Source organism: Mucilaginibacter myungsuensis (genome assembly GCF_015222005.1).
GTDB classification, from domain to species: domain Bacteria; phylum Bacteroidota; class Bacteroidia; order Sphingobacteriales; family Sphingobacteriaceae; genus Mucilaginibacter; species Mucilaginibacter myungsuensis.
Genome location: NZ_JADFFL010000006.1, coordinates 199,898 through 219,255, shown reverse-complemented (window position 1 = coordinate 219,255; position 19,358 = coordinate 199,898). Strand labels below are relative to the sequence as shown.

Sequence of the window (19,358 nt, the reverse complement as noted above, 5' to 3'; positions counted from 1 at the left end):
TTCACCTAAAAAACTTATTTCTCTTCCCTTGCTTGCGCGTCAACTACTGCAATGGTGATCATGTTCACGATCTCGCGTACCGAACTGCCTAATTGCAGTACGTGTACAGGCTTGTTCATGCCTAATAGTACCGGGCCGACAGCTTCGGCACCGCCTAATTCTTGCAATAGCTTGTAGGCAATATTGCCCGACTCGAGGTTGGGGAATATCAATGTGTTAGCCGGTTTGCCTGTCAGTGTGCTAAAAGGGAAATTGCCCTCTAATAATTTAGGGTTGATAGCAAAGTTGGCTTGCATTTCGCCATCCACGATCATGTCGGGATACTCCTGATGTAATATCCTAACAGCCTCGCGTGTCTTTTCGGGCACAATGCCTTCGTTAGATCCAAAGTTAGAATAGGACAGCAATGCCACCCTTGGCTGATCGATCAATTGTTTTACCGAACGCTCTATCAGCACAGTGATATCTACCAGATCCTGCGCGCTTGGGTCAACGTTAACGGTGGTATCGCCAAAAAACACCGGACCTTTAGGGGTGATCATGATATACATACCCGCCACCTTGCGCACACCCGGCTCGGTGCCGATGATCTGCAAGGCAGGTTTTACTGTGGTAACATAATTTTTGGTCAAGCCGGATATCAAAGCATCAGCATGGCCAAATTCTACCATACTGGCACCGTAATAGTTACGGTCGCGCATCAGTTTGCGTGCCTCGTATTCGGTGATGCCACGGCGCTGGCGTTTCTTAAAGTAATTTTGCGCGTAGATCTCGGCGTTCTCACACTCGCCCAGGGTGTTAATGATCTTTACATCACCCAGTTCCAGTTCGGTCTCTTTCAGGATCTTGTTTATCTTATCGGGGTTGCCCAACAGGATAGGTGTAGCTATGCCCTCGTCTTTAACGATCTGAGCGGCACGTAATATCTTATAGTTATCGGCCTCGGCAAAAACCACCCGTTTAGGATCGGCTTTAGCTTTAAGCGATAGGTTACGCATCAACTTATCATCCTTGGTGATACGGCCGCGTAGTTCCTCGGCGTAAGCATCCCAATCGGTGATCACCTTACGGGCAACGCCACTTTCCACAGCCGCCTTGGCCACGGCAGACGATACCTCTACCAATAAACGTTGGTCCATTGGTTTAGGGATGATGTAGTCTTTACCGAATTTTAGGTTACGGGTACCGTAGGCCATGTTCACCTCTTCGGGAACAGTTTTTTTGGCTAACTCGGCAATGGCTTGCGTAGCCGCCAGTTTCATTTCCTCATTAATGGCAGTAGCACGTACGTCCAGCGCACCACGGAAGATGAACGGGAAGCCCAACACGTTATTCACCTGGTTAGGAAAATCTGACCGGCCGGTAGCCATGATCATATCCGGGCGGGCCTCGACCGCGATATCATAAGCTATCTCCGGATTAGGGTTGGCCATCGCGAACACGATCGGATCTGGTGCCATGCCTTTCAGCATATCAGGCGTAACCACGTTACCGGCAGATAGACCGATGAAAACATCAGCACCCACCAACGCTCCTTTAAGATCAGTGACATCGGTACGGTCGGTGGCGAATTGCATACGCATTTCGTCCAGATCGGTGCGGGATGTGGTGAGCAATCCGTTGATGTCGAACATCACCAGGTTTTCTTTCTTTACCCCTAAGGACAGATATATTTTGGTACATGAAACCGCTGCCGCGCCGGCACCGTTCACCACCAGTTTAATTTCGCTCAGTTGTTTGCCTTGTATCTCGCAAGCGTTCATCAACGCAGCGCCCGATATAATGGCAGTACCGTGCTGGTCATCGTGCATTACAGGGATGTTCATCTCGGCTTTCAGGCGGGTCTCTATCTCGAAGCAGGTCGGCGCCGAGATATCCTCCAGATTAACACCACCGAAGGTTGGCTCTAAAGCTTTAACGATCTTAACGAACTCGTCCACATTGGTGGTGTTCAGCTCCAGGTCAAACACGTCAATATCAGCGTATATCTTAAACAGCAGACCCTTACCTTCCATTACCGGCTTACTGGCCTCGGGACCGATATTTCCCAAGCCAAGTACGGCAGTACCGTTACTAATCACCGCTACCAGGTTGCCCTTGGCGGTGTATTTGTAAACATCGTCTACGTTTTTAGCTATCTCTAAGCAAGGCTCGGCTACACCCGGCGAGTAGGCCATGGTAAGGTCGCGCTGCGAATTTGTTGGTTTGGTAGGTACAACCTGTATCTTACCGGGGCGGCCTTTCGAGTGATAATTTAAGGCGTCCTTTTTACGATCGGGTTTATTCATAACTGGTTATCAAACCGCAAAATTACAATTCTTTTTTCGGATGGATGCTTTTTTTGACGGAATGCGCACACCTAAATTACGCCATTCCGGATCGTAGAATTACCAGTCGAATGTGTAAAAATGCAGCAAGATCACAGCAGAGCACGGTTAAAGATGGAGTGAAAAAACACTAAAAAACATGCATTTTTTGATGTTATTTCACAAAACTGATGATGTTTTACAAATGCGCAACTACATGGTTGCGGATGAGAGTCGAATATTACAAGATCTTAAAGAAACGGGAGAAGAAATAGTTTAGCAGGAGAAAGTTAGCATACATCACCTCGCCAACTTATACTGTCCCCACATATCCGTATCGGCCACCGAAACGCTGTTGATCGGCGGCGGAGGCAGCAGATCTGACCTTGTAGATACGAACGTAGTATTACCGAGTCCGGCACCGGCTTTAAATTGGATATGATAACTGAACGCCCCTGCGCCATTATTGGGCAGGTTGAGATATTTTAACGGGATGGCCAATTCATAAACATAGGTCAGCGGCTTGGCAAATTTGGCGGCAGCCTTAACGCCGGTGTCGTTATAAACAGAGATGCTGTCATCGGCAATTTCCTTGATACCCTTAACGCCTATGTTTTTTGAGCGCTTAGCCATGAGCGTATTCAACGTCTGTACGGGATCGCTTTTATCATCAGTTGCATCGTGCACGCCGATACTCATATTAAATTTATTGGCGATGGCGTTGCGGTCGGCGCGTTGTAACATGGGGTAGGTGATCACAACCGCCGCTGTGTCTTTTTTGTCGACAGTATGGTTGATGGTAAAAACAACGCCGTTACGTATGATCTTATCTACCACCAGGAAGGGTTTTACTTTTATGATCAGGTACAGGTTCTCGTCGTCGTTTGATAAGGTATAGTTGGCCAAGAGTGCACTATTAAACGCCTGAAACTGATCTTTCCACTCGTCGGTCTTTCCATCTATTTTAATAGTGGCAGGTGCGCGAAGGCTTGCCGTTTGCTTGTTAGGCAGTTTTTGAGCGTACGCCGATAGGCTGACGAGGGTTAAAAGCAGGACCAGTTTCAGGTTGTTCATGGTGTTATTTGGCTAAGATATAGTCTGCCCAAAAAAAGGTAGCGGGTTGTTCCAGGCGGGTATCAGCGGTCACCTCGTAACTTGTGCCTCCTCTGCCGTTGTTTACGGGTTTGGCGCGGGCTGGCTCTACATCATTTATTTTTAACTGATAAAGAAATTTATGTGCGTCACTTGCCTTTAGTCCGAGGTGTTTGAGCGATACCGATAGCTCGTAGGTATAAACCATTAGGTTATCGAAACGGCCGGCGGCTTTAATGCCATCATCGTTATAAACGGATAGCTGGGCATCCAATCCAGGTATTCCTTTAATGCCGATCACTTTGGCCAGCGCCGCGAATTTGGTATTGTTAACCTCCAGCAACGAATCAGGTATCGGGTCTTTTAATGGCGGTTCTTCCGACGCTACCACCTGCGGCGGCGGGAACATGACCACACCGCCCGGGTGGGGTTTGGGCGCAAAAAATTGCGGCCTGAACCTCGTGTTGCCCTCAAATAATGGATAAGTGATACTGATTGGGTCCTTCTCGGTCTTTTGCCCCGATTTATAGATATTCAAACTTATCGCACCGTTCATGATCCTGCGTACTACCGATGGCAGGGCACAACGGACGGTCAAGAACAGCTCGTTATCGTTATTGGATAAGGTGTACGAAAAGCTTACCGCATCATTATACGCTTGCAACTGATCTTTCCATTCGGTCGCCTTGCCGTCTATCTTAATATCGGCCGGGGCACGTAAACTGTTGGTCTGTTTGCTGGGTAGTTTTTGGGCTTGGGCGATGCAGGTAAAAGTGATAAGGTTTAGGGTTACAATAATGCCGGTAAAAAATATTCTATTCATGAGGGGATATCGGTTTGCGGATCGCGCAAGCACATTTTTCTATGCGTCTGCGACGTGTTCTCTCCAAATGTATAACAGCGGTTTTAGTTTTGCAACTATTTTTTTAGTTTTATTTATCCGATATAAAGCCGACTTTGACGGGTGGCTCAGAATATTAACCGCGATGCACAAGGCAGGCACTCCCAAAAGATGATATCCTGGGCAGCATCTCTACCTCCCCGCAAAACATATTCCCCGGCAATTGTTTGTATATTTACTACTCATCATCATCAACTATAAAAATGAAAAAAATACTGATAGGCATTGGCGAAAGCAAATTTGCCGAGCATGCTACCGAATATGGCTTTGAACTGGCCCATAAATTACAAGCCGAAGTTGGCCTGATCCACGTGATAGAACCTGCGGTCGGCGTCCCGATGGGGCCTGTAGACTCGACCATGGGGATGTCTTATGACAATACCATGGATATAGTTACGCCAGAATTGATGAACATTGAACAGGAGGTATCTAAAAAAGTGCTGCAAAAATTCGCCGACAAATACGGCGACGACTTTAAAGTGACCCGCTTTACCGAGTATGGCGACACCGCCGATGCTATCCTGGAATGTAGCAAACAATTCGGCGCGGATATGATCGTGCTGGGGACCCATAGCCGAACCGGGATCGATCGCTTTATTATGGGCAGCGTTGCCGAGCATGTGGTAAGGCATTCTGATGTGCCCGTGCTGGTAGTGCCGACCAAGGAGGGCTAAGTTGGAAGTTCTAAGCCGGAAGTCTTAAGCAAAAGTTAAAATTAAAAGATCAGGGAGCGGAAAGGGCATCAGGATGCTGTTTTCGCTCCTTTCATTTTAACGAACGTCACTCCTATCCCCGCCAGCACGACTACACTGCCAATGACCTCTTTAGCGGCAAGCTTTTCGTTCAGCATAATGGCGGCAAAGATGGCCGTGAACACGGTCTGACTGAGCAAGGCTACCGATGTTTTGGTGGCCTGTAACTTACCAATAGCGTAGTTGATAGTCAGCCAGCCCAGCAGTTGGCAAATAGCCCCCATGCCAATAAAATTTAGCCAGGTGTTAGTTGCAAAGTGGATCATCTCTACTCCCCTCACCATCCCCACGGCCAATAAAAATATAGCTGAACCAAGCATGTTGTAAAACATAAAGGTGATGGTATCCACCCGCTGTAGCAGCCCCTTGGTGAGCATAATGTAGATAGAGTAAAGTAAACTTGCCGTTACTGCCAGTACAATGCCAAGGTTAAATTTAAGGTTGATCAGATCCTGAAAACCTACCAGCACCAGCATCCCGCCAATAGCAACGAACGTTCCCAGCCAAAACAACCAGCCCGACCTTTTCCTCAAAAAAATAAAACTCATCAGCCCTACCCAAACCGGGGCAAGGTTGGCCAGCAGGGTTGATACGGTAGCGCTGATCATCAGGATAGAAGTGTTCCAAACCGCAATGTCGGATGCGAAGACCACGCCTGCTAACAGCGCCAGCCACATATCTTTTGGCGCTATCTTCAGTTTCTGTTTGATGATACAATACGGGGCCAGCAATACCCAGGCGATCAGGATGCGGTAAAATGCCGATGCTACCGCGTCGGCCCCGGCCAACTTTACAAAGATGGGCGAGAACGCGATGCAGATAATACCAATGACCAGACTGAGTTTGGGGTTTATCATGTCGGGCAAACTTAGGTGTTTATTTTTTATTTGGGCGAGTATCACCTTTGCCAACGGGTACTCGTATTAGGAATATGAGACACCTGACCATTTTATCACTGCTTGTGCTGGTGGCACTAAGCATAAACTCCTGCGGTAACCGGCTATGCTGCGCAACACCTCCCGATCGTGACGAACTTACCTTAAAAAGAGGGTCGTTGCAATGGACGTCAAAAAAACAGGAAGCCAGTAATTACAAAGATTCCCTTTACATTACCGCCCAACTGAACGAGGAGACCATTCGTTTCCGTATCAAGTTTAACGGCGAGGGTAAATACGTGCTTACCGGCAACGAGATAGCGTTACTGACCGTGGTTGATGGCAACGTGACCGTGATGGAATACAACGCTGATCCTACTGCCGAGAGCGTTTTAGATGTGCAGTACTACCCGTCCGCCGCCAAGAGGATCTATGGCGTATTCAAGGCCAACTTGTTCCGCGATCACCGGTACGATAGATTTGATGGTGGCCAATATCCGCAAAAGCTTGCCCTTACCGAAGGTCGGCTCAAGATATATCTGCCTAAATAACAATATGATCGTAGCGTTAGGCATCCCGCAAGCGTAAAGGCTGATATGAAAAAACTTACCATCCTATCATTAGTACTGCTTACCGCGCTAAGCTTTACCGCCTGCCGCAAAAATTGCTGTGATGCAGGGCCGCAACCAGATCTGTTAACAGCTAAAAAAGGCTCGGCAGAATGGGTGTCCAAAACGCAGGAGATCAACACCTACAATGATTCCCTTTTTGTTTTTGGAAATGTGGGCGAGCAACATTTACGCTTTCGCATAAAATTTACCGGCGTTGGTAAGTATGTGCTTGAAGGTAGCCAGGCTAATTATACGGAGACCATAGGCGGGGACGTGACCGCTGTGGAGTACCATGATGATCCTGCTGCCGAAAGCGTACTTAACATTATTGGGTACGACAAAGACAATAAGATCTACGTTGGTAATTTTACTTTGAACCTGCAACGTGGTTACCGTTACGATCCGCTCGATGCTTATTATCCGCAAAAGTTGGCCTTCACAAACGGAAATTTCAAAATTACTTTAGCTAAATAATCCCTATTTTTGGCGCTCATACAATTTATTACAATGAGTCAGCGCACTAAAATTAAAGCATTATTGACCGGCGAACATGTCGGTACCGAAGTAACTGTGAAGGGATGGGTACGTGCCTTCCGTCAAAATCGTTTTATCGCTTTAAATGATGGCTCTACCAATAATAACATCCAGATCGTGGTCGATTTTGAAAATACCGACCCGGCTTTGCTTAAACGCATCACCGTAGGTGCCGCCATTAGCGTTACCGGCACGGTGATCGCCTCTTTAGGTCAGGGTCAAACGGTAGAGATACCGGCTGCCACCATCGAAATATTAGGCGATAGCGACCCCGAGAAATACCCGATCCAGCCAAAAAAACATAGTCTGGAGTTTTTGCGCGAGAACGCTCACCTGCGTTTCCGCACCAATACTTTCGGAGCCATTTTCCGTGTGCGTAATACGTTGGCCTTTGCTATACACCAGTTTTTGCAGGACCGTGGTTTTGTTTACCTGCACACGCCCATCATCACCGGGTCGGATGCTGAAGGTGCCGGCGAGACCTTCCACGTAACTAACTTTGATCTGAACAATATCCCTAAAACGGATACCGGCGAAATAGATCACAAGCAAGATTTCTTTGGTCGCTCTACCAACCTGACCGTATCTGGCCAGTTAGAGGGCGAACTGGGAGCAATGGCGCTGAGCGATATATACACCTTTGGACCGACCTTCCGTGCTGAGAACTCTAATACCACCCGCCACCTGGCGGAGTTTTGGATGATCGAACCGGAGATGGCTTTCTACGATCTGAAAGATAACGCCGACCTGGCCGAAGCCATGCTGAAATACGTGATCAACGCGGCTTTAGAAAAGAACAAAGAGGACCTGGAATTCCTGAACCAGCGTTTGGCCGAGGAAGAGAAACAAAAACCACAGAACGAGCGCTCTGAATTAAGCTTGCTGGATAAACTGCAGTTTTGTCTGAGCAATGATTTTGTTCGTATCTCTTATACCGAGGCTATCGATATCCTGCGCGATTCGCCGGCTAACAAGAAGAAAAAATTCCAATATCTGATCGAGGGCTGGGGTGCCGACCTTCAATCAGAGCATGAACGTTACCTGGTAGAGAAACACTTTAAAAAACCGGTTATCCTGACCGATTACCCTAAAGATATCAAATCGTTCTACATGCGCCAGAACGATGATGGCAAGACCGTAGCCGCGATGGACATCCTGTTCCCGGGTATTGGCGAGATCGTCGGCGGATCGCAGCGCGAGGAACGCCTCGACCGTCTGGAGCAACGCATGGACGAACTGGGCATCCCTAAAGATGAGCTTTGGTGGTTCCTGGACACGCGCCGTTTTGGTACTTGTCCGCACGCAGGTTTTGGATTGGGCTTTGAGCGATTGGTGTTATTTGTGACCGGCATGGGTAATATCCGTGACGTGATCCCTTTCCCAAGGTTCCCTAAGAATGCGGAGTTTTAATTCTTGTCCTGAATTGGCGTGCTTGAGATAACCTCGCCGACCGGCAAGAAAAACTATAAACAAATAAACGCCAACCTTTTGGGTCGGCGTTATTTGTTTTATTGGGCTTTGTCTATCGCTCGTCGTAGATAGTTGTCGTTGAATTTTGCGATAGCGCGATACAGCCGCTTTTTTTGGAGTTGTTTGTCGGCCGCGCGGTCAGCTTTAATTACCGGCGCTAAAGCTGCATAACTTACCGGTGCCATCGCGCCGTCATCCACCTGGAATACCCTTAGTTGCTCGTCGCTGGTTATCAAAACCTCGGGCACATTAGAGTAGGCGTTTATCTTGCCTTTTACCACCCCGAACAGCCAGCAGCTATCGGTAGCAGCGCCCATCACCGGGTAATCGCCGCGCATATCCTGTTGTATACGGGTGATGCTGACGGTCTGATCCACATAGATCTTTTGCTCACGCTTTGGATCGTTGCGGTCAAGGTCTTTATCCACCATAATGAGGTAGCTTTTGCGCTTATCAGTATCGGCATAGATCTTAGATCTGAACACCTTTACCGAATTATCCAGCATCCTCACCGTATAATCGTAAGTGAAGTTCAGTTTCGAGCTTTTGTAGCCGTACATCCAGCCCTCTCCCGCCTTAACGCCCGACTGCGCCGCAGCCGTAAAAGATATCACTGCCAACATCAGCAGTGCGATACAGAATTTTTTCATTGTTACAATTGGTAAAGTATGCAAGTTACGCAATGTTGATCACGAATGTTACACCCTCAAACAAAAAACGCCGTCCGGATACCCGGTCGGCGCTTTGCTTTGCTATGACGTTTATTTTTTTGTTTGCTCTAAAATATTGTCGTTGTACTTTTCTATCGCTCGTAGATATTTCTTTTTCAAAAATAATTTATGGGCTTTGGGGTCGGTTTTGATGATCGGCTCCAAAGCAGCCGGATCAAGCGGCTTGACCTTATCGTTACCGTATTGAAATGCCCGCAAGTAAGCATCCCCTACATCGGCTAATTCAGACACGTTCGCGTAAGCACTGATAGGCCCCTTCAAGGTTTCAAAAAGCCAGCAACTGTCGGTAGCTAAACCGACCACTGCGTACGTACCGTGCATATCCCGCTGTACACGACTAATGGACAATGTTTGATCTGCATATATCTTTTGCTCGCGTGCGGGATCGGATCGTTTTAGATCTTTGTCTACCAACAATATATAACTCTTATGGTTAGCCGTATCGCCATAGATCTTTGATCTGACGATCTTGGTCGAACTATCACGCATAGTTACCTTAAAATCGTATTTGAAATTCACCTGCGGGTTATTATGATATCCCATCATCCAGTTACGGCTCATCAACTGGTTAAATTGAATCATTGACTGGTTAGCCATCATCTTGTTATAGTCGCCCCGTAAATTGGCAGGCACACCCGATTGTGCCGAAGCAACAGAGACAATGATGACCAATAAAAATAATGTGAAGTACTTTTTTTTCATGTGATAAAGATCAGGGCTGCAATTTAGCAAAATTGGGACGGCAAACAAAAAACGCCGACCGGATACCCGGTCGGCGCTCTGCTTTGGGAGTGTCCCGCGTCTTCGTCTTCACTTATCGCTCCCTCAGTTTCTTATGTTTAGTGAACAGCGCATTGCACCTGTCTAACGGCGACCGTTTACTGATATACCGATCACCGGTCAACTGATCACTAACTTACCACCTTCCGTGGCCACGATGGTTACCACGATCGCGGTAAACTACCTGGCGATAAGCCGGGCGGTGGTAGTTGCGATACACTACCTGCCTGCGATAAGCCGGGCGGTGAACTTTACGGTAACGTACCGGATGGTAAACTTCACGGTAAACTACCGGTCGGCGGTACTCACGATATACGACCGGCTGATAAACCTCGCGGTACACCACAGGGCGGCGATATGCAGGTCTGTAATTGCCTGCCCTCACGTGCACGCCCGGCGCGTTCACACTTACGTGGAAACCTACTTGCGCGTTAGCTGCGGCTACCGAGCCGGCGGTTAATATAATGGCGGTTATTAATGTCTTTAGCGTCTTCATAACAAGTGTTTTTATTTAAAAATATTAACTGTTAGTTGTTATGTAGGACTATGGGCAAATAAAAAGGTAAAATTAAAAAGTGAAAAAAATTGATAAACGGTTTATTGTTAGAAGGTTGTATTGATCCAAACACCTATTTTCCCCCTTGAGCTTATCGCGCGGATCCCGAATTAGATCCGGGATGACGTTGGCCTAAAAGCGATCAATGCATGTAAGATCTTCTCTTCGAAAAAAATCCCACCCCACTTTATGGAATGTCAACCACCCGCGCATCTTGATGTAAACCTGTTTTACATGAAGAAGTCTTTGACCTTGTTGCTTTTCATCTTCGCATCTATCCTTTCCTTCGGCCAAAAGCCGTTGACGGATAGCCGCACCAATAGCCCTTATACTTACATCTACCGGCTGGACGATGCCTCGACCCTGTTATTCATCAACGAAAAGGAAGACGATTTTAAAGATGAGCTGCTGAAAGAGCCTGTTTACAAATACCTCACCGGCACCAAGCCCGATCTGCGCCTGGCCCCGGGTAATTATCTGGAAGTATATGCCTCGCTCAATAAATTACAATACCGGCTTATCCAAAAGCCGTCGGTTATTTTTAAGCAGTTGCTCAACGGGGTCGATATGCGTTTTGTGTTACTGGATAGCACCTATCAGGAGGTCACCACCGCGGTGGTAACCGTGGGTAAAAAACAGATCAGGTATGACGAGGTCTCTCGCTCTTACCACACCGCTCAAAAACCGGATAAGATGCTGATCAAGGCCGTGTATCAGGGCGTGAGCAATTTCCATCAATACGGCGAGAACAAGCTTGATGAAGGGTATTTTTTCGGCAAAAAGAAGAAAAGCAGCTTGTGGAGCCGTATTACAGCTCCGTTTAGCAAAAAGTCCAAAACAAAGGCGCGGCAGACCAACTTTCCGCAGGGGACCAATCCGGGCTTTATCATTTTTAATAAACCTAAGTACCGCCCTAACGATACGGTGAAGTTTAAGGCCTTCATCCTGCAAAAAGGCAATAAAAAACCCATCAACGATAAGCAGTTGGCAGTGCGGATACTTGATAGCAAGCCGGGCGGCAAATTGCTGGGCACGGTGAACGCATACCGCAAGGGTGGCTTTGAATATCAATTTAAGCTGGACGATAGCCTGGATCTGGACATCGACGAAACCTACCGGATAAATTTAGAGCCGATGGGTAAGGATGGTCGCCCGGTCTCTACAGACAAGCGGGCCGACGGAGAGTACCGCCGCGATCCTCCGGGATACCATACCGGTAGCTTTAGGGTAGAGGAGTACGAACTAAAGACCAATAAATTCACCGTCCGTAAGGATGGGTACAGCCAGTCGCCGGGTGTGCCGGTGCCGTTCTACTTCAAGGCGACGGATGATAACGGGCTGAACGTTCCCGATGCACGGGTGCGCATTATTGTGCGCCTGGGATATGTGAGCGAGTACCTTAACCCATATGATTTTGTGCGCGATACCCTGGGTATTTTCCAAATACCGCTGGATGCCGTGGGCGAGACCAAATTTATGATCCCCGACTCGATCTTCCCCAAATTAAAAATGAATCTGAACGTGAGCACCCAATTGCTGAACAGTAATAACGAAAGCCGCGTGGAGTATCATAACATTAACTGGGACTATGATAACCGCACCCTTTCGGCTAAAGCCGAGGGCGACTCGTTAAAGATGGAGTACCTGGTATCGGGCAGATCAACGCCTGCCACGGCTACATTAAAGGAGTATCAGCATAAGCAAGAAGACGCGCTGGTTACCCGCACCATCAGTCTACCTGCAAAGATCGCCATCGACCCCATGCTGCAAAGTTACTCGGTAAAGGTGGGCGAACTGAACGCCCTGCATGTGGTGAGCAACACCGGGGCCAATGTAGATCCGCAAGGCTACCGCACGGCCGATTCGCTTTTTCTGCATGTCAACAATCCGCGAAAGCTTAAATTTTGGTACACGGTGTTCGGCGGTAAAAAGGTGCTGGCCCAGGGCAGCGGTACCGAACTGGACTACAAGCGCAGCTACAAAAGCAGCGGTAGCGTATCGTTGTTGGTCAACTTTATTTGGGGCGGCCGTCCGCAATATCTGGAGCAACAAGTGCCCTATCAGGACAGGGTACTCAATATCAAAGTGACCAAACCAATGGCCGTTTATCCCGGTCAGCAAGCCGAAGTAGTTGCCGAGGTGACCGACCATAAAGGCAAACCCGTAGCCGGGGCCGACATTACCGCTTATGGGATCACCGGTAAATTTGAGCAGTATTACGGCCCCGCGATCCCTTACTTGGGTAAAACCTATCCGTATCGTAAGCTAAAGCCTTTTGTTAACGAACAGATCAACCCCAACCGCGATGGCGAGCTGAAACTTAATTGGCAGCGTTGGGGGCTTGCGCAGGGTTTGGATACCATCAGCTACTTTCAGTTCACGCATCCAAAAGATACTTTTAAAATAGCCGAGCCTACGTCCGATAAGCTTACCCAAATAGCCCCCTTTGTGATGAAGGACGGCGAGATACAGCCGGTGCATATCCTGTATATTAACGATAAGCCTGTATTTTTTGATCAGGCCCAGGAATATCCGCAATACAGTTTCGCGGTGGATACGCTGATCTGGAGCATTCGCATGCGTACCAAAAACCATTTAATAGAATTGCAAAATATCAAGATCCCCGCCGGTAAAAAACTGATCTTAGCCGTTAATGCCGATACCGTGCAGAACAAGATAGCCAGGATATTGCCCATGCCCGATACCCTCACCCGGCATGAGAGTGATCTGATGAGCAATTACATGATCAAGCTGGCGCCGTATTCCTTGAGCGACCGCATGGTTACGTTGGAGCAAAATGGGCGGATACATTTGGTTAACTCGCGCAGCAGCGATAACTACAGTCGTAATAACGGATCGGTAGGTGTGCTGGTGGGGCCATTTGCCCAAAACAAGGTAGATCTTGATATGAAGGACTATCTGCAACAAAGCTTCTACAGCGAGGGTAATTACTCGTTCGATATTTCGCCGGGGCTGATCAAGCAAAAGTCGCTGCCTGCAGGCTATCCGTTCGATACTAAATTGCCGCGGAATTACAGCTACGATGCCTATAAGCAATATGTGCTGACCCGAAACGCCATCGATACTATGTGGCAAAAGCAGTTGGATCAGCGTGTGTCTAATTACTTTAACCAATACAGCTATCAGAGCGGCAATACCAAACTGTATGTGACCGCCGGGCCGTTGCTGCCCAAACAGGCAAACTACCGTATTAAATGCGTGCTGATATTTAAAAAGGATGATGCCGACTATTTGCAGATCGTATCGGCCAACAATACGCATTTCTTTGGTTACCAGCCCGGGGAGTACCGTATGCTGTATTTGATGGATGGCAATAGCTATCACATCCAAAACAACATTGTGGTTGAACCCAACGGTGGCAATTACTATAACCTGGGCGCTATCACGCCACATCCGGCCGATAGCATGAGTAACCGCATAGGCCAGATACTGATCGATCAGATAGAGGGCGCATCTGTCAAAGCTTGCAGCGATGCCATTAGGGAGGCGTTCTTTGATCGTGACCCCAACTGGCTGACCTTCAATAAAACCATGACCGGGAGAGTGATAGATTTGAAAGATCGTTTCCCGCTGGCAGGGGCGACCGTTACGGTGACCGGGACACAGCACCGTACGGTTACCGATAAAAATGGCAGGTTCAAACTCACCGTACCGGCTAAAGGTTCTATCCGCATTTCGCTTGATGTTTACGATACCGAGCGGGCGGCCATCCGCACAGATACTGCCGTAACGGTGCACCTGCTACGCACCTCTATTATTGCTATGCGCGCGGCCATGATCCGTGGCTATGTCAGGCGCACCCGCGAGCAGACCACAGGCTCATCTACGATCATCACCGCACGCGAGGACCAGGATAAGCCGGTAGCCAATGTAGAACAACTGCTGCAAGGCAAAGTGGCCGGGTTAAATATCCAGAACAATACCGGTGCGCCGGGCATGCGTGGCTCGGTCAGCATCCGTGGCTTATCTACAGCAGGCAACGGGACGGGCGGTAACCCCTTATATATTGTGGACGGCATCCCTGCCGATGGCAACCCGCTTCAGGAACTAAAGCAGGACGAAATAACCGGGATGGAGATATTGAAGGATGCATCGGCTACGGCTTTGTACGGATCGCGCGGCGCGTACGGGGTGATCCTGATATCGACCGTTAAGGGGAAAAATAAAATGATGCCCGAGATGGCCGGCGGTGGTATGTTGTTGCGCCGCAATTTCTCTGACTATGCCTACTGGCAGCCCAAACTCAGCAGCGATGCCGAAGGTAAAGTACGCTTTAAGGTGACCTACCCCGATGATATCACCAACTGGCGCACCTTTATGGTAGGCATTACTGATAAGCGCCAAACTGGCTTTACCGAAGGTTCGGTAAAAGCTTACAAGCCAGTGAGCGCCAATTTTACTGCACCGCAATTCGCCATTAAATGCGATAGTATTGCTACCATTGGTAAGTTGATGAACTACACGGCAGATACTGTGGCTGTGGGTCGCAAATTTAAATTTAACGGGCAAGTTTTGGCTGATAACAAGCTGACTATCAAGAATGCCTACATCGACACTTTTAAAGTGGTAGCATCAAGCGACAGCCTTCGTTTTGAATACACCATAAACCGCCCCAACGGTTACGCCGATGGCGAGTACCGCGCTATCCCCGTTTTTGAACAGGGCACCTTAGAGACCAAAGGCATTTTTAAAACGCTGGAAAGGGATACGGCGATCAACTTAACGTTCGATGCCAACCTGAAAGAAGTTACCCTGCGTGCCGAAGCGTCGGCCTTGCCGGTACTGCTGGATGAGGTACAACACCTGCGCGATTACGAGTACCTATGTAACGAGCAACTGGCATCGAAACTAAAAGCCCTGCTGGCCGAAAAACAGATACGCGCCTATTTGAAAGAACCGTTTAAATGGGACAATGCCATTAAAGACCTGATCAAACGCCTGAACGAGAACCGTAAAGGGCAAGGCGTTTGGGGCTGGTGGAAAGATACCCCCGAAGAGCTTTGGATAAGTATGCACGTAAGCGAGGCCTTGCTGACCGCCAAAGCGCAGGGTTACGAGGTAACAGTGAACCAGCGCGAGCTGATCAATTACCTGATGTTCCAGTCGGATGCGTACAAGGGCGAGGATAAATTGCGGGTGATCGCCTTGCTGAAGATGCTGGGTTCATCGGCCGATCTTAAGCTGATCATGAGCAGGTATGAAAAGGAGCTGTCCTTGAGAGACATGGTATCTGACAATGAAAAACTGAGACTGATGCATGCCCGCCAGGTTATTGGCCTGCCGATAGTGATAGACAGTTTGTTGAAAGGGATGAAGACCACCATGTTCGGTAATGTGTATTGGGGGCAGCAGGGTTATTACCTGTTCAATAACTCTATTCAGAATAGCCTGCTGGCTTACAAGATCCTGAGAACCGAGGGCAAGCACCCGCAACTGCTGGGCAAACTGCGCAACTATTTTTTAGAGCAGCGCGGCAACGGCAGCTGGCGCAATACGTATGAGTCGGCGCAGATCTTAGAGACCATTTTGCCTGATATGCTGATAGCCGGCGAAAAGCCCCGCCCGGCATCGCTCAGCATTAGCGGTAGTAAAATAGAGACAGTGACCAAATTCCCTTACGAGGTTAAGCTTGACGGTAACGCCAAACTGAATATCCAAAAAAGCGGAGATATGTCGGTGTACATTACCGCCTATCAAAAATTTTGGAACCCAAACCCCGCCAAAGTGAGCGGCGACTTTACCGTAGATACCCGTTTTGATAACGGCCGTACCAAGATCACCCAAGCCAAAGGCGGCGATGCCATTACTTTGACCGCTGAAGTTACCGCCCGTGCCGACGCCGATATGGTGATGGTAGAGATACCCATCCCGGCAGGATGCTCGTACAACGGCAAACCACAGGGCTACGGCAACGGCGAGGTTCACCGCGAGTACTTTAAAAACAAAGTGAGCATTTTCTGCCGCAAGCTTAGCGCCGGTAAACATACCTTTACCATTAGCCTGATGCCCCGCTACAGCGGCAACTACACCGTTAACCCCGCCAAAGCCGAGATGATGTACTTCCCGGTGTTTTACGGACGGGAGGGGATGAAGAAGTTGAGGATAGAGTAAGTGGGATGAGGTTGAATTGGTGTGTAGCGGGCTTATATGATAAAGTCAACGTACCCGGCGCTTTATCATATAAGGCCCGCTTTGAACAAACCATCCCACAAAAGTTTAACAAACATCAAAAAAATATTAAAATTGATAATCAGACACTTAAAGGTGTATGTAGTGTATACACCCACGCTGTATACACCTACGCTACATCAATACCGATGCGTTTCAGCAACATCGACGCGTTGAAGGTTTTGCACTCGCCATGCTTAATGCGGTAATCGAACAGCATCTCACCGTCCTGCACTTGTATGTCGAAATAATAATTGCGGACGTAGTCGGGGTATTCATCCTCTAACCTGGCTATCTGCAGATCATGCGTGGCTACCTGCCCAACGCCACGTTTGGCGATGAGTTGCTTGATCACGGCTTTAGAGCCAAGATATTTATCTACCGAATTGGTGCCCCGAAGCATTTCGTCTATCAAAAAGTAAACTTTCTCATCGTGCTCAACGGCGGCTAAGAGCATTTGCAGGCGGTCGAGTTCGGCTTTAAAGGTGGAGGTGCTCTCGTTCAGCGAGTCTTTGATCCGCATATAAGTGATCACCCGGATGACAGACAGTTCCAAACTATCGGCACATACCGGCGCACCGCAAAGGCCAAGCACGGCATTAATGCCAACGGTGCGCAGGAAGGTGCTTTTGCCTGCCATATTAGATCCGGTAATGATATCGACCTTGTAGGTGTCGCTTAGTTCAAAATCATTAGCCACGCTGATGCCAGGCGCAATGAGCGGATGGGCAATGTTGGTGGCTTTGTAGGTATAACCGTCGCCGGCGGCGATGGTCGGGAAAGTCCAGTCGGGGAAGTTTTTATGCAGACCGGCCAGTCCCATCAATGCTTCAAACTCACCTATCACATTGAAGGCATCTTCCAGGCTGTCTTTATTGTCGCGTTTCCAGTCCTCTATAGCGATGATCTGCTTCAGCGCCCACAGAAAGAAAACGTTGAGGATAAAGCCTACGACCATGATCAGGCTGTAGCTTAACTTATTGATGAGGATGGATAGTTGGGCGATGCGTTTGGATGTGCCGTTGATCTTTAATTTATCGGCCAAAACTTTGCAGCCTTCCGATGCCCATTGCTCGTTCTCTAATACCTTAAAAACATCAGCATAATTACCCAGCACCTGCCCTATTTTATCGGCCACAAAACCCGACTTGGCAATAAAACCACCCCGCGATACCAGTACCCCCATATTAAAAATGCCCAGCGCAACCGCAAGCAAAGTAACCAACGGAACATATACCGCCGCTAAGATGGAACCCGCCAATAAATAAGGCGCAAGCTTAACGTAGGTGCGCAACCATTGCTCGCCCGGTAAATGCAGCGGTGTGGTGAGGTAAACAAATAATTTATCCAGTTGACCTGCGCCGGATGAGTTGGCAAATAGCAAACGGGCTTGCAGATCCAGTTTCAGGTCGTTCTTGGCGGCGATCTCTTTTACCGCCTGCTGTCGGGTAAGGATATTTTCTTTAGTGGATGGAGATGATAACCAGGCAGCCAACACATCTTTGCCGGGTAAGGTAGCGGCGCGGTTGGTGAGTTGATATAAGGATAGCTTGCCAAAAATATCCAGATCGGAGGTATAGTGGTGCTTATCGTTAGCATAGGCCGAGCCGTTATCGTAGATATTGCCGCGGTCGGTCAAGCTCCTGATCTCGTTCTCGGTCACTGTTTTTAAGGCACGGTGATATTCGCGCTGTTGCTCCAATTTACTTTGTTTAGCCACCAGCCAAACAAAGACCGCCAAAAGCACCGCGCAAAGCGAAGGGAACAAAGCGATCCCCGTAGTTTGCATAGACAAATAGACCGCCACCGCCACCGACCCAAAAACACCCAGACGCATCAGCGAATAGGAGTTGATCTCTTTACTTAATTCGTCTATACTGGTTTGCGCTGCTTGGGCTTGTTGCTGGTATCCGGCTATAATGGTTTGGCTCATGGTAAATATGATGGAAGCGCAAATTACGTCAGATCTTTGGTTATTGACAATTTCTTCCCGACTTTCGGTCTTTCCGACTTACGGACCCAATTTATATGAAAGTCACGCTGCTCAGTATCGGTAAAACAGAGGATGCCTACATCCGCGAAGGGATAGACAAATACCTGAAACGCCTGAAACATTACACCAAGCTGGAGCTGATCGACCTGCCCGAACTGAAGAATACCAAAGCCCTCACCCAAGATCAGCAAAAGGTAAAAGAAGCCGAGATGATCTTAAAAAAAGTCACCAATACCGACTTTGTGATCCTGCTGGATGAAAAGGGGCAAGAATTCACCTCTGGTCAGTTCGCGGCATATCTGGATAAAAAGAATATCAGTTCGACCTCAAGCATTGTATTTGTGATCGGCGGGCCGTATGGTTTTGATGCTTCGGTTTACCAACGTGCTAATGACAAGCTTTCGCTATCGCGGATGACGTTCTCGCACCAGATGGTGCGGCTGTTCTTTGTGGAGCAGTTGTATAGGGCGCACACGATTATAAAGGGCGAGCCTTATCATCATGAGTAAAATTAAGCTGGCTTCAGTCTGTGACTGAAGCTTCGGGATAGCGGAAGTCTGAGACTTGC

Annotated in this window: 14 protein-coding genes; 6 read left to right on the top strand and 8 right to left on the bottom strand. The window is 48.4% G+C overall.

The annotated features are described in order from the left end of the window. Nucleotides 1-14 precede the first annotated feature (14 nt). The 3 genes from IRJ16_RS16370 to IRJ16_RS16360 all read right to left on the bottom strand — a co-directional run bounded on the left by IRJ16_RS16370 (nt 15) and on the right by IRJ16_RS16360 (nt 4,221). Nucleotides 15-2,288 (bottom strand): NADP-dependent malic enzyme, encoded by a 2,274-nt coding sequence (locus IRJ16_RS16370; RefSeq protein ID WP_194112695.1) that lies wholly within the window; start codon nt 2,286-2,288, stop codon nt 15-17. A 318-nt stretch (nt 2,289-2,606) separates the two neighbouring features. Then, the gene (locus IRJ16_RS16365) at nt 2,607-3,380 is read right to left on the bottom strand and encodes a hypothetical protein (RefSeq protein WP_194112694.1); all 774 of its coding nucleotides are present in this window, start codon (nt 3,378-3,380) and stop codon (nt 2,607-2,609) included. 4 nt (nt 3,381-3,384) lie between these two features. After that, entirely contained in the window at nt 3,385-4,221 is an 837-nt protein-coding gene (locus tag IRJ16_RS16360; RefSeq protein WP_194112693.1) for a hypothetical protein, read from the bottom strand. Between the two features lie 281 nt (nt 4,222-4,502). Between IRJ16_RS16360 and IRJ16_RS16355 the strand changes: the two genes are divergently transcribed. Beyond that, a complete protein-coding gene (locus tag IRJ16_RS16355) occupies nt 4,503-4,973 on the top strand; it encodes a universal stress protein (RefSeq protein WP_194112692.1) in 471 nt (156 codons plus the stop codon). A 68-nt stretch (nt 4,974-5,041) separates the two neighbouring features. On the opposite strand, the gene IRJ16_RS16350 is transcribed toward IRJ16_RS16355, so the two are convergent. Next, nucleotides 5,042-5,908, bottom strand: a complete 867-nt coding sequence (locus IRJ16_RS16350; RefSeq protein WP_194112691.1) for a DMT family transporter — start codon at nt 5,906-5,908, stop codon at nt 5,042-5,044. Between the two features lie 74 nt (nt 5,909-5,982). Here IRJ16_RS16350 and IRJ16_RS16345 point away from each other — a divergent pair, with 74 nt between their 5' ends. The 3 genes from IRJ16_RS16345 to asnS are packed head-to-tail and all read left to right on the top strand — an operon-like array spanning nt 5,983 to nt 8,481. Beyond that, entirely contained in the window at nt 5,983-6,477 is a 495-nt protein-coding gene (locus tag IRJ16_RS16345) for a hypothetical protein (protein WP_194112690.1), read from the top strand. Between the two features lie 45 nt (nt 6,478-6,522). Continuing rightward, nucleotides 6,523-7,011, top strand: a complete 489-nt coding sequence (locus tag IRJ16_RS16340) for a hypothetical protein (protein WP_194112689.1) — start codon at nt 6,523-6,525, stop codon at nt 7,009-7,011. A 33-nt stretch (nt 7,012-7,044) separates the two neighbouring features. Further along, the gene (gene asnS / locus IRJ16_RS16335) at nt 7,045-8,481 is read left to right on the top strand and encodes an asparagine--tRNA ligase (protein WP_194112688.1); all 1,437 of its coding nucleotides are present in this window, start codon (nt 7,045-7,047) and stop codon (nt 8,479-8,481) included. A gap of 98 nt (nt 8,482-8,579) precedes the next feature. Here asnS and IRJ16_RS16330 read toward each other — a convergent pair whose 3' ends face one another. The 3 genes from IRJ16_RS16330 to IRJ16_RS16320 all read right to left on the bottom strand — a co-directional run bounded on the left by IRJ16_RS16330 (nt 8,580) and on the right by IRJ16_RS16320 (nt 10,548). After that, nucleotides 8,580-9,191, bottom strand: a complete 612-nt coding sequence (locus IRJ16_RS16330; protein ID WP_194112687.1) for a hypothetical protein — start codon at nt 9,189-9,191, stop codon at nt 8,580-8,582. A 111-nt stretch (nt 9,192-9,302) separates the two neighbouring features. Beyond that, nucleotides 9,303-9,974: a hypothetical protein gene (locus IRJ16_RS16325; protein ID WP_194112686.1), complete on the bottom strand. Its 672-nt coding sequence runs from the start codon at nt 9,972-9,974 to the stop codon at nt 9,303-9,305. 214 nt (nt 9,975-10,188) lie between these two features. Next, nucleotides 10,189-10,548, bottom strand: a complete 360-nt coding sequence (locus tag IRJ16_RS16320) for a hypothetical protein (RefSeq protein ID WP_194112685.1) — start codon at nt 10,546-10,548, stop codon at nt 10,189-10,191. 294 nt (nt 10,549-10,842) lie between these two features. Between IRJ16_RS16320 and IRJ16_RS16315 the strand changes: the two genes are divergently transcribed. Then, complete coding sequence (locus IRJ16_RS16315; protein WP_194112684.1) at nt 10,843-16,740, top strand: TonB-dependent receptor plug domain-containing protein; 5,898 nt, start codon at nt 10,843-10,845, stop codon at nt 16,738-16,740. A 187-nt stretch (nt 16,741-16,927) separates the two neighbouring features. Here IRJ16_RS16315 and IRJ16_RS16310 read toward each other — a convergent pair whose 3' ends face one another. Continuing rightward, nucleotides 16,928-18,730: a MutS-related protein gene (locus IRJ16_RS16310; RefSeq protein WP_194112683.1), complete on the bottom strand. Its 1,803-nt coding sequence runs from the start codon at nt 18,728-18,730 to the stop codon at nt 16,928-16,930. Nucleotides 18,731-18,825: 95 nt separating this feature from the next. Between IRJ16_RS16310 and rlmH the strand changes: the two genes are divergently transcribed. Continuing rightward, nucleotides 18,826-19,299, top strand: a complete 474-nt coding sequence (rlmH, locus tag IRJ16_RS16305) for a 23S rRNA (pseudouridine(1915)-N(3))-methyltransferase RlmH (protein WP_194112682.1) — start codon at nt 18,826-18,828, stop codon at nt 19,297-19,299. The last annotated feature ends 59 nt before the right edge of the window (nt 19,300-19,358 follow it).